This window comes from Streptococcus sp. KR, assembly GCF_002238115.1.
Lineage (GTDB): Bacteria > Bacillota > Bacilli > Lactobacillales > Streptococcaceae > Streptococcus.
Genome location: NZ_NGVM01000028.1, coordinates 1 through 12,759 on the forward strand (window position 1 = coordinate 1; position 12,759 = coordinate 12,759).

Sequence of the window (12,759 nt, forward strand, 5' to 3'; positions counted from 1 at the left end):
GATCTGGTGTTACTGTAACTTCTTTTTGTTTAAGTGTTACTTTGAACTCTTGATCTGTATCTTTATCCGTATCGAACTTACCACCTTCTGGGTATGTATTAGATACTAATTCATATCCTTTGTTTTCAAGTTCTTTGATCTTAGCTTTAACATCAGCTTCTTTTGTTAATGGAGTTTCTGATCCACCTTGTTCAGTAATTTCAGCTACCCCTGGAATTGCATTTCCTTTTTCATCTACAAATGTTGTTTTCGCTTTTTGGATTGCTGTATATTTAACAACATATTCGTAATCTTCATCTGTAGCTGTTGTTGCTTGTACTGGTACTTTTTCAACACTTGCGATGTAACCTTCTTTTTGAGGTACTGCAAGTTCTGGAAGATCAGTACTTTGACCATTAGTTCCTTTCCAGTTAATATAAACTGGTTTGTCTTCAGAGTTAATTACCGCTTTACCTTGTGCAGTTAACTTGATTGAACCTGTGTAACTTACAGTTTGTTTTTGTGATGGGAATACATCAGTACCCGCTAAGCCTGCAACATTGTCAGCGTATACAAATTTAATTGTACGGTTTACTTCTTCTACTTTTGTTTTCTTAACATAATCATACTCTGCTGGGGTAACAAATGCAGATCCATTTATACCTTTAGCTTTTAATTCTTCTTCAGAATATAAATCTCTTGCTCTTGTCTTCGTAACACTTAGTGTACCTTTTACGTTTTCAGGAGGAAGATCTGCAAGAATGTATTCTTCTCCGTTAACTTCTTTAACTAAGTCTACGTGATCATTACTTACATCATATTTGTTTCCAAGCACATTAGTGTAATCTTTTGAACCATCTTCACTTAAAGGAATATTCCCCGTATATCTTGTTGGTTCAAAACCTATAACTTCACCTGTCACTAAATCTTTGAATGTTCTAACAACAGCACCTGTTGGTGGCTCACCTTGAACTTTACCATCACCTTTAACACTCCAACCGTTTGGCACTGTAGTTATAACATCTTCTTTCTCACCGTTAATAGATTCTCCACCTGATACAGTAAGAGTTGCTGCAGTTTTATCGTTTCCTACATAACCTTGTTTAATTAATCCATTTTCATAAGTAATATTAGAATATTCACTTGTTAGAGTTTTGTCTTTTATTACTTTTTCAATACCTAAAGATTGAAGAGGCATAGAGACTATAGAATCTTCTTGAATAGTTCCTTCTGTAACAGTAAGTTCTAATTCCGTTGGTGAAATTAATCTAGGTGTTAATGTAAAACCAGTATCTCGACCATCTTGTAAAATCCATACATTGTTTTCATTAGCTCTAGCATTAGACCAACGGTTTTGCGGGCGATATGTAATACTATCTCCTTTATTAGGGTTAATAGTAGACGCTGTATTTAATCCATTTACAAAGTTAGAACTTCCTTCAAGTTCTTTGAATTCAGTAAAATCTGCATTAGGAAGTTTGATTGTAAATTTAGATCCTACTCCATAACGAACATCTGAATCAGTTTTTAATACGATCGAATCACTTCTACCTATTTGCTCATTGTTAAGGTATGTCAATCCATTGTTTTCACTTAGTGATGCACTAGTACCTTGTTTTTGATAGCTAGGTTGTTGACCTTTTCTTGTATAAGTATGTTCCAGAACTGTACGCCCATCAATTTTAATAGTCGCTGTATACGGAGTGTCTTTTGAAATTTGTGGAGCTAAATATCCATCACCCGATAAATTACTCGCTCCAAACGACACATTCGGATAGTCTTTTACTTTATCGTTCCACTCGATGTTGTAAGTATATGTTCCAGTTTCGTTAGCTACCGCTGGTTGCTCAGCAACACGTTGGTCATAAGTCATACCACGTTGTGTACGTTGTGCCCAATATGGTACAGATTTGTTATTGTTGTTTCCTGTAGTTGTTTTAAAGTCGATAGATTTAACTTTACCAACTACTGTTCCATCTGTAGCTCTGATTTCCGTATTTACTGCCAAACCAGCACCTAACTCAGCTAAGTTAGTAAGTTCAATTTTTGTAATAGAACCTGCTTTAAGAGTTGATGTACTAATAGTAGTATCAAATCCCCATCCTGTAGGAGCCGTATTATCTGCATTCATATCAACATAAGCGTTTGTTACAGCTTTAACTGTTTCTCCATCTTTAAAAACATCTTTACCTGTAATTTTTGATGCAGTAGCAGCTAATACCGATTCTACTTTACCTGCATGGCCAGCACGTTTCATTTCCGTATAAACTGCTTCAATGGCAGCAGAAAGACGGTTCACTTGAGCTACCATTTGGTCTTTAGAAGCATCAGATGAAAGCAATCCTTTAGACGCTACTGCTTCAAGCTTCACTGTAGCAATTGCAGCCGATAACTTTTGTTTAGATGCTTCATCTTTCACTTCTTTATCTGAGAAGTTTGAGGCTACTGTTGCCATAACATCAGCTTCTGAAGTCAATTGAGTAAGAACTGTTTTAACATCGTCTTGTGCTTTTTCTGTTGCAGCTTTTTCAGATGTTTCTTTGTTAGTTTTTTCTTTGTCTGCTTCTTTTTTATCAGCTTGCTCTTTATCAGATTTTTCTGTTGCAGCTTTATCGGTAACTTCTTTTTCTGCTACAGGTTTAGCTACAGGTTTAGCTTCAGTTTTAGCATCTTCTTTTACTTCAGGTTTTTCATCTGCTTTTACTTCAGATTTTTCATCTGCTTTTACAGCATCAATCTTTAATTCAGGAAGTTCTTCAACAACGGGTGTTGTTGAACCAGAATCAGATTTCTGTTTATCAGAATTTGTAACTTCTGGAGTTTTTGCAGAAGCAGTACTTGTTTCATCAGCTTTAACAGCGTTTGCTCCTAAAAGAAGAGCAGTCCCCAAAAGAACACTAGCCGCACCAAAACTATACTTACGAATAGAAAAGCGCTGAGCTCTTCTACCATGGTATTTTCCCATTCTTGAATACATGTTTTCTCCTTATTTATATATGTTGATTTAGAATACGGTTGAAGTCCTTCATATCCCCTGCCTCTCCTGCTAAAGAACACCTTCTTTAACGAAACTACAACACAATACTCATTATTCGATTTTACCATATGTTTTTAACATCAGTCAACCAAAATGATCTATATATTCTCGCTTTTTGTATAATATTTTTGTACCCAAAATACAAAAAGAAGGAATTACCCTTCTTTTTATTATAATAACTTTTTTATTTTATTTACGGTTTAATACGGTGCAACATACGTGGGAATGGAATGGCTTCACGGATATGTTTTGTTCCTGCTGCGAAGGTTACCATACGTTCGATACCGATACCAAATCCACCGTGTGGAACTGTACCGTATTTACGAAGGTCAAGGTAGAATTCATACTCTGTACGATCCATACCAAGTTCATCCATCTTAGCAACAAGGGCATCATAGTCTTCCTCACGCATAGACCCACCGATGATTTCTCCATAGCCTTCTGGGGCAAGCAAGTCTGCACAAAGCACGCGCTCTGGATTCCCAGGAACTGGTTTCATGTAGAAGGCCTTGATGGCTGCTGGATAGTTCATGACAAATGTTGGCACACCAAAGTGGTTTGAAATCCAAGTTTCATGTGGTGAACCAAAGTCATCTCCATGCTCAAGATGCTCGTAATCAGCATCTTCATCATTCTCATGCTCTTGCAAGAGGTCAATGGCTTGATCGTAAGTGATACGTTTGAAGGGCTCTGCAATGTAGCGTTTCAAGAGTTCTGTATCACGTTCCAAGGTTTCCAAGGCTTGAGGTGCACGGTCAAGAACACCTTGAAGAAGAGCTTTCACATAAGCTTCTTGCAAGTCAAGTGACTCATCATGTGTCAAGTATGAGTACTCTGCGTCCATCATCCAGAATTCAGTCAAGTGACGGCGTGTTTTTGATTTTTCAGCACGGAATACAGGACCAAAGTCAAAGACACGACCAAGGGACATAGCGCCTGCTTCTAGGTAAAGCTGACCTGATTGGCTCAAGTAGGCTGGCGTTCCGAAGTAGTCTGTTTCAAAGAGTTCAGTTGAATCTTCTGCCGCATTTCCTGAAAGGATTGGGCTATCAAATTTCATGAAGCCGTTCTTGTCAAAGAACTCATAAGTTGCATAGATGATAGCGTTACGGATTTGCATCACAGCTACTTGCTTACGAGAACGGAGCCACAAGTGACGGTTATCCATCAAGAAGTCTGTTCCGTGTTCTTTTGGTGTGATTGGGTAGTCTTGAGATTCACCGATTACTTCGATGTCTGTAATATCCAACTCATAGCCAAACTTAGAACGTTCGTCTTCTTTGACAATACCTGTCACATAAACAGACGTTTCTTGGCTCAAGCGTTTGATGACATCAAACTTCTCAAGTCCCACTTCTTCACCAAATTTTTCTAAAAAGTTTGGTTTAAAGGCCACACCTTGGAAGAAGGCTGTCCCGTCACGCAATTGCAAGAAGGCGATTTTCCCTTTTCCTGATTTGTTGGCAACCCAAGCGCCAATCGTCACTTCTTGACCAACATAGTCTTTTACATCGATAATCGTTACACGTTTTGTCATTATTTTTCCTTTTCTTTTATTTTTCCATAAATGCTTTCAAGCGGTTAACCGCTTCTTTAAGCGTGTCTAGGTCTGTCGCATAGCTGAGGCGCACATTTTCTGGCGCTCCAAATCCAGCTCCTGTTACCAAGGCTACTTCAGCTTCTTCTAGGATAGCAGTTGTAAAGTCTGTCACATCCGTATAGCCTTTCATCTCCATTGCCTTTTTGACATTTGGGAAGAGGTAGAAGGCTCCTTGCGGTTTGACCACTTCAAATCCTGGCACCTCAGCAAGAAGGGGATAGATGGTATTGAGACGTTCCTCAAAAGCCTGACGCATGCTTTCCACCGTATCTTGCTCGCCTGATAGAGCCTCAACTGCTGCATACTGGGCTACTGCTGACGGATTCGAAGTTGTTTGACCTGCAATCTTGGACATGGCAGCGATAATGTCTGCTTCTCCAACGGCATAGCCAATACGCCAGCCAGTCATAGCATAGGTTTTAGACACACCATTGATAACCACTGTTTGCTTGCGAATCGCTTCTGATAGACTAGAAATAGGTGTGAACTCATGGCCATTATAGACCAAGCGCCCATAGATATCGTCTGCTAGGATGAGAATATCCTTTTCTACAGCCCAGTTCCCGATTGCTAAGAGTTCCTCACGGGTGTAAATCATACCTGTCGGATTAGATGGTGAATTCAGCACCAAAACCTTGGTCTTGTCTGTGCGAGCTGCTTCTAACTGCTCTACAGTCACCTTAAAGTGATTGTCTTCCTTAGCAGGAACAAAGACTGGCACACCCTCTGCCATCTTGACCTGGTCTCCATAGCTGACCCAGTAGGGGGTTGGGATGATAACTTCATCACCTGGATTGACCACAGCCATAAAGAAGGTATAGAGAGAATATTTTGCTCCTGCAGCTACTGTCACTTGATTTGGCGCTACAGAATAGCCATAAAAGCGCTCAAAGTAGGTATTGACTGCTGCCTTGAGCTCTGGCAGGCCTGAGGTTACTGTATAAAAAGAAGCACGCCCCTCTTGAATCGATGCAATGGCGGCATCTTGGATATTTTTTGGAGTAGTGAAATCTGGCTCACCCAAGGTTAGAGACAAGATATCTCTTCCCTCAGCCTTCAGTGCTTTGGCACGGGCTCCAGCAGCCAAGGTCACACTTTCTTCCATTTCTAAAATACGGTTGGATAGTTTCATAGGCCCTCCTTATTGACCAATGCTCCTGTTTCAAAATCTACTAGATAAAAATCGGAGCCTGACTTGACTTCCCAGATTGGCTTGTCTTGATAACGGCCAAAGGTAATCTTGTCAATCTCGCCAGCTCCTTTTTCCTTAGAAACCGCTTCTGCTTTTTCTTGTGAAATACCCTGATTTAGCTGATAAACGTAAATCTTATGGTCATCTTTTCCGATCAGGACAGCAAGTGCTTCTTGCTGTTTATTACGACCAAGAACGCTGTAATAAGATTCCAAGCCATTGTATAAATCAACCTGATCAGCCTGCTCTAATCCTGCATACTGCTGAGCTAATTTTTCTCCTTCACTTTTAGCTGTTTGATAAGGTTTCATACTAAGAGAAACCAGATACAGAAAGGAAGCACTGATAACCACAAACAAAATCGTCATCCCTAGACCATACTGCCACAGTAGATTATTTTTTGCTTTATTTTGTCTTGTTTTCACTCGTCTATTTTACCATCTATTGGGCTTTATTACAAGTGAATGCAAGAATACTCTTCGAAAATCAAATTCAAACCACGTCAGCTTCGCCTTGCCGTACCCAAGTACTGTCTGCGGCTAGCTTCCTAGTTTGCTCTTTGATTTTCATTGAGTATAAGAAACCAATTTTATTTCTTCCTTCAAAGTAAACCGATTTTTCTTGTTTAAAACCGAGAGAGAAAAGCATAGACACAAGCGAAATCACCGTATTAAAAAACCTGAGCTTGCACTCAAGTTTTCAGAAATTCTTTTAATCTATGGAATCATTTTATCATCTATTCTTTTAGCCATTTTTCCTAAAAAGATAGTCAGTAGAAGGCTAATCATGACTAAAAAGGATCCTAGATAAAGAAATGTTACTACAAAGCCTAAATTGTCAATCAACCAGCCTGTCAGTGGGAAGAACACAATCATACTTAGACTAAACATCATAGAGTAGACACTCAGCATGGTTGCCCTTACTTCACTTGGGAGTCGCTCTTGCAAATCATTATCAAAAATCGGCTGAAAAAGAGCATATAGAGCATTACTAATCAAATAAACCAAAATATAGATTAGAGGTGTTCCAAAGTAGGACAGCAGGTAGGTAACTCCAGTCAGCAGGACGAGGACAGGGAAAAGCTTCAAGGCGGCATATCTCTTTCCAATCTTACTCGCTAGATAGACTGCGACGATATTCAAGAGACTTCCAAGTAGCATAACTGCTGAAATTTGCCAACTACTTAAATCTGGTAACTGATTTTGATAGTAAAAATAAAACATGCACATGAGTGTACCAACAATCTGAGACAAAATCATCCAGTTGAAGAGCATGGGATTTCGCTCCAACTCTTCCTTAACAGTCCACATAATCTGTTTCATGGTCACACTATCAGTTTTTTCTAGCTTGACACTGGGCTCTTTCAGCATCCAAATCAAGACAAGAACTATGATAGAAGTGGCAATCATGATATAGTAGGTCAGGTGCAATTGACCATGGACAAAAAATCCCGCCAACACTGTCCCCAAAGAACGAGTTCCTTCTGCTACTCCTGACATGAAACTTGAAATGGATAGATAGCGCTCCTTTAGCCCAGCCTCTACAGCCGAGTCATAGACCATTGCTGCGCTTGTTCCTGAATCAAAATTATAAGACAAGGCACTTATCGCCATAGCTAGCGCATAAATCCAAAAATTTCCCTGCCCAGCCAACATAAGAATAGAAGACACAATCCCTGCTATTCGACTTAAATAAAGGTTGGTCTTATAGGAATAGCGGTCAGCTAACATACCAGATGGAATTTCACAGAGAAGACTGGTCATATGAAAAATACTCTCCAGAAGTCCAATCTGCCAAAGAGACATTCCGTTTTGACTGAGAAAGAGAATCCAAAAACTGGTAATCCCTAGAAATGCAAAAAACTCAACTCCGGCCATCAGGCCAATATTTTTCCGATAATTTCTTATTAACATCTTTTCTCCTTTAACAAGTGTATTATTATTTCTTTTGTCCGTCACTTGTTAATCTGTGCCTTACATGATCTCCACCCCTTTTTAGAAGCACTCTTCAATGCCATTATTATTCCTTTAATTATTTATGAAATGATACCGGAAAATAGCCGTTCTGCGGTTTCTATTGCGAGTTTTCTTGTTTATTTTAGCACTTATGTCATTATATTACAAGAGAATATTGGAATACTCCTATAAAATCAAAGAAAACTAAAATCCAAAAAATAGTTCTTACTTTTCCAGTGACAACTGACTAGAGTTTCAGCAATTTTATAATTTTCAAATAAACTCTGAGCAAATTTCTTGCAAGTCCTTTTGTTTTGTTGTAATATATTTTATAACAACGAGAGACTTCTCGGAAATTTAAGAAAAAGGAGACACATCATGTCTAAAAAAGTATTATTTATCATCGGATCACTACGTCAAGGTTCTTTCAACCACCAAATGGCTCTCGAAGCTGAGAAAGCACTTGCTGGTAAAGCAGAGGTTAGCTACCTTGATTATTCAACCCTTCCTCTCTTCAGCCAAGATTTGGAAGTTCCAACACATCCAGCTGTAGCTGCTGCTCGTGAAGCAGTTCTCGCTGCGGATGCCATCTGGATTTTCTCTCCAGTCTATAACTTCTCTATCCCTGGTACGGTGAAAAACTTGCTTGACTGGCTATCTCGCGCTCTTGACTTGTCTGATACACGTGGCGCTTCTGCCCTTCAAGACAAGTTTGTCACAGTATCATCTGTAGCCAATGCAGGTCACGATCAACTTTTCGCTATCTACAAGGACCTTTTGCCATTTATCCGTACAAAAGTAGTTGGTGACTTTACTGCTGCACGTGTTAACGACTCTGCCTGGGCAGACGGAAAATTGGTTCTTGAAGAAACAGTCCTAAACTCACTTGAAAAACAAGCTCAAGACTTGGTCGTAGCAATTCAATAAAAAATAAAGAATTTTTAAAAGTCTAAATCAATTATCGCCACCTCATAGGGTGGCTTTTTTAGACTCTATCAAGATTCTCAGACAAACATCAGCCATCCAAAAAAACCTTGAGCGTTACCACTCAAGGTTTTTAGCAGTCTTTTCCATCATGGAAAATCGTTCTAAGAATATTCTTTCATTCGAGATCTATCACTTATCATCTTCTTTCGAGAAATTAGTGACTGCTTGTTGCTGATTAATCTTCTTTTCTTCGACCTACATATAGGCTCAATAGAATACCGCTACCTAAAAGAACAGAGATATAATCAGATTGGCTTCCAGTTTCTGGTAATTTGTCCCCATGTTTTTCTTTACCTGTAGTTGGTACTACTGGGTTAGAAGTTAATGGTGTTACCGGTTGAACTGGTACATTTGGATTTGGTTGTGTTGGAACTTCAGGAATGTTTGAAGTTGGTTTGTCATTGACTTCTGGCATACCAGGTACTCCGCCATTAAATTCTGGAATTTCATGAACTGGAGGTGTTGGCATTCCTGGAACTTCTGGATTAGGAAGTTCATTGACTTCTGGCATACCTGGTACTCCACCATTGAATTCTGGCAATTCATTAACCTCTGGCATTCCTGGAACACCACCGTTGAATTCTGGCAATTCATGAACTGGTGGTTCTGGCATTGCAAACGTTGGTCCTTCTGGCACATTACGTGTTGGAGGAACTGGTTTGTCATTTGATGGTGTTACTGGTTTGCCTTGGCAACCACATTTACCATCTTTTCCGTCCTTACCATCTTTGCCGTCGCGACCATCACGTCCATCTTTAACAACTGTTTTTGTCACAGTTCCATCAGAATTGATGATTGTGATTGTATGACTACCATCACCATTATCTTCAACAGAAACTTTTGGTGATTTACCATCTTTACCGTCTTTAATCACCATTTCTGTCTTACTTCCATCTGGATTAATGATTGTAACAACGTGAGTTCCATCGTTATTATTTTTAACAGTTACAGTTGGTGAAACGCCATCTTTACCGTCTTTACCATCTTTGATAATAGATTTGTATTCACGGCCATCAGAATCAACGATTGTCAATGTGTACGTTCCGTCTCCGTTATCAACGATGTTCGCTTTTGGTGATTTACCATCAAAGATTGTAGTTGTAGTTTCTTTACCGTCAGCTCCTGTCACTTTAATAGTGTGTGAACCATTGTTGTTATCTATCACTTCAAGTTTTGGTTCTTTACCATCACGAACTGTGGTTGTTGTAGTTGTACCGTCTGAGTTCACAACTGTGATAGTGTGAGTTCCATCTCCGTTATCCACAACCTTAGCAGTTGGTGATTTACCGTCACGAATTGTGGTTTCAGAAACAGTACCATTACCGTTTTCTACACGAATAGTGTAAGTACCATCATGGTTGTCAGTAACAGTTGCTACTGGTGATTTACCATCTTTAATGATTGTTTCAGTAGTTGTGCCGTCACCATTTAGAACTGAGATCTTATGAGTTCCATTTTGTTCGTCAGTAATAGTAACTTTTGGTGATTTACCATCACGAACTGTGGTTTCAGTTGTCACACCTTCTGGATTTGTAATAACGATTGTATGACTTCCGTCTCCATTATCACGAACTGATGCGGTTGGAGTACGTCCGTCAACACCGTCACGACCATTCTTAACAACAAACTCATTCTTCGTTCCGTCTGGGTTAGTGATTGTTACTCTGTGGCTTCCATCTGGGTTTTCTGTTGTAGTTGCTGTTGCAGCTTTACCGTCTTTACCATCTTTGATGATAGCGTTGGTAACATTGCCGTCTCCATCCGTAACTTTAACAGTATGAGTTCCATCGTTGTTATCTGTTACTTCAACTTTTGGAGTCTTACCATCTTTACCATTCTTAACAACAGTTTCTTTAGTTGTTCCGTCTGGATTTGTTACAGTGATTGTGTGGCTTCCATCTGGATTTTCTGTTGTAGTGATATTGGCAGTTTTACCGTCTTTACCATCTTTAACTTTAGTTGTTGATTCAGAACCATCAGGGTTTCTAACAGTAATAGAGTGTGTTCCATCTCCATTGTCCGTTACATTTACAACTGGTGATTTACCGTCTGCTCCATTAGCTCCATTAGCTCCGTTTTCACCTTTTTCACCTTTGTCGCCTTTTTCACCGGCTACTCCTTGAGGTCCACGGATATTACCAATCTTGTTCCAAGAACCATTTTCTTTCTTGTAAACATCACCTGTATTGGCGTCGATATAAGTATCACCGTCTTTACCATCATTAGCAGTTGGGGCAGTAACTCCACTTAGTAATTCAGCACCGTTACGTCCATTTGTACCAGAAGCTCCATCTGTACCATTACGTCCATTTGTACCATTCAAGATATCACTTGTACCAATTAATTCATCCACACCTGGATCGTATTTACCGTTACCATTATTATCATAGTATGCTGTAATACGAGTACCATTTACTGGTTGTGAATCTGTAGTTTCTGGTTGCGTACCTGTTGAATCTGTAGTTGTTGGTTGTACTGTTTCTGATGACTCAGTTGCACTTCTATCTCCATCTGGTAATGCTCTTCTATTTCTTGCACTTCTTGATGTTCCAGAAGGTTGTGAATTAGAAGTTGATCCAACACCTCTTCTAACTGCTTCCACCAATGCATTTAAGTCAATAAATGGTGTACGTCCATCTTTACCATTCTTACCATCTTTCACTGTAAAGGTTACTGGATCTTTACCTGGTGTTGTGATAGTTACAAGAGTGCTTTGGCCATCTTGTCCACGTTGAGTAGTGATTGTAGGAGTTTGTCCATCCTGACCGGTTGCACCAGTTTCTCCCTTAGCACCATCTTGAACAAAGACTGTAGTTGGTTGTGAACCATCATGGTTATCCACCGTGATTTCTACCCCCTTATGCCCTTCTTCATCCTTACGAACAGCTGTTACTGTTGGAGAGACACCGTCCACTCCATCTTTAATAACTGCAAGAGGTTTTTCAGGATTCAATGGTTGACCTGGATGTGCTGGATCTTCTTGGTAAACTTTAGTTTCTTTACCATCTTTGACAGTAAGCAATGATTTACCATCACGTCCGTCCGCACCTTTAGCACCATCTTTAATCATTTCAGAACCTAGAAGTTCATCAGTTCCTGGAGTATACTTACCATCATTGTTTTCATCAGTATAGAATGTCACAATTGTATGAGATGGATTGCCGTTTTGTCCTTCGACACGAAGCAAATCAACTTTTGGAGTTTTACCGTTCAGACCATTTTCTCCGTCCTTAACATTTACTGTAACTGGATCTTTACCTGGAACAGTGAATGTAATGTCGGTACTATGACCATCTTTACCTGGAGTTACAGTTACTTCTGGAGTCTTACCATCTTCTCCACGTTCACCTTTATCACCCTTAGGTCCCTTGATGTTGCCTTCTTTGTCCCAGTTGCCGTTATTCTTAACGAAGACGTCGCCTGTTTCTGTATTGACGTATTTATCGCCGTCTTTACCTTGATTTGCTTCTGGGTTAACTTTGCCGTTTAAGACGTCTTTACCGTCGCGTCCATCACGTCCGTCACGACCTGCTGCGCCATCTCGTCCGTCGCGTCCTGGTAAACCTTGGGCTCCGTCTTGACCATCACGACCTTGAAGACCTTGTTCACCTTTGTCCCCTTTAGGTCCCTTGATGTTGCCTTCTTTGTCCCAGTTGCCGTTATTCTTAACGAAGACGTCGCCTGTTTCTGTATTGACGTATTTATCGCCGTCTTTACCTTGATTTGCTTCTGGGTTAACTTTGCCGTTCAAGACGTCTTTACCGTCGCGGCCATCACGTCCGTCACGACCTGCTGCGCCATCTCGTCCGTCGCGTCCTGGTAAACCTTGGGCTCCGTCTTGACCATCACGACCTTGAAGACCTTGTTCACCTTTGTCCCCTTTAGGTCCCTTGATGTTGCCTTCTTTGTCCCAGTTGCCGTTATTCTTAACGAAGACATCGCCTGTTTCTGTATTAACGTATTTATCGCCGTCTTTACCTTGATTTGCTTCTGGGTTAACTTTGCCGTT

General features: G+C 40.0%; 7 protein-coding genes. 1 reads left to right on the forward strand and 6 read right to left on the reverse strand.

The genetic code is table 11. The features are described 5' to 3' along the window. From CBI42_RS09940 to CBI42_RS09965, 5 genes are all read right to left on the reverse strand, one after another. The coding region (locus CBI42_RS09940) for a mucin-binding protein (protein WP_142294099.1) at positions 1 to 2,956 on the reverse strand (2,956 nt) is incomplete at its 3' end. Between the two features lie 253 nt (positions 2,957 to 3,209). Beyond that, on the reverse strand, positions 3,210 to 4,553 hold the full coding sequence (gene asnS, locus CBI42_RS09945; protein WP_094753900.1) for an asparagine--tRNA ligase: 1,344 nt from the start codon (positions 4,551 to 4,553) through the stop codon (positions 3,210 to 3,212). Between the two features lie 16 nt (positions 4,554 to 4,569). Continuing rightward, positions 4,570 to 5,748 carry a pyridoxal phosphate-dependent aminotransferase gene (locus tag CBI42_RS09950; protein ID WP_094753901.1) on the reverse strand — a complete coding sequence of 393 codons (1,179 nt, stop codon included), beginning with the start codon at positions 5,746 to 5,748 and terminating at the stop codon, positions 4,570 to 4,572. Continuing rightward, positions 5,745 to 6,233, reverse strand: coding sequence for a cell wall elongation regulator TseB-like domain-containing protein (locus CBI42_RS09955; RefSeq protein ID WP_042750837.1), 489 nt, complete (start codon positions 6,231 to 6,233; stop codon positions 5,745 to 5,747). Before CBI42_RS09955 ends, CBI42_RS09950 begins: the two co-directional genes overlap by 4 nt. A 291-nt stretch (positions 6,234 to 6,524) precedes the next feature. Next, the gene (locus tag CBI42_RS09965; protein ID WP_070842864.1) at positions 6,525 to 7,721 is read right to left on the reverse strand and encodes an MFS transporter; all 1,197 of its coding nucleotides are present in this window, start codon (positions 7,719 to 7,721) and stop codon (positions 6,525 to 6,527) included. A gap of 420 nt (positions 7,722 to 8,141) precedes the next feature. Between CBI42_RS09965 and CBI42_RS09970 the strand changes: the two genes are divergently transcribed. Beyond that, positions 8,142 to 8,690 carry an NADPH-dependent FMN reductase gene (locus CBI42_RS09970; protein WP_004263287.1) on the forward strand — a complete coding sequence of 183 codons (549 nt, stop codon included), beginning with the start codon at positions 8,142 to 8,144 and terminating at the stop codon, positions 8,688 to 8,690. 235 nt (positions 8,691 to 8,925) lie between these two features. On the opposite strand, the gene CBI42_RS09980 is transcribed toward CBI42_RS09970, so the two are convergent. Then, positions 8,926 to 12,759, reverse strand: a 3,834-nt coding sequence (locus tag CBI42_RS09980) for an SIALI-17 repeat-containing surface protein (protein WP_142294100.1), incomplete at its 5' end; no start/stop codon positions are given.

Bases quoted from the DNA above. Each gene is read 5' to 3' on its own strand.
- asnS (WP_094753900.1), bottom strand. From the start codon at position 4,553: ATGACAAAACGTGTAACGATTATCGATGTAAAAGACTATGTTGGTCAA.
- CBI42_RS09950 (WP_094753901.1), bottom strand. From the start codon at position 5,748: ATGAAACTATCCAACCGTATTTTAGAAATGGAAGAAAGTGTGACCTTG.
- CBI42_RS09965 (WP_070842864.1), bottom strand. From the start codon at position 7,721: ATGTTAATAAGAAATTATCGGAAAAATATTGGCCTGATGGCCGGAGTT.
- CBI42_RS09970 (WP_004263287.1), top strand. From the start codon at position 8,142: ATGTCTAAAAAAGTATTATTTATCATCGGATCACTACGTCAAGGTTCT.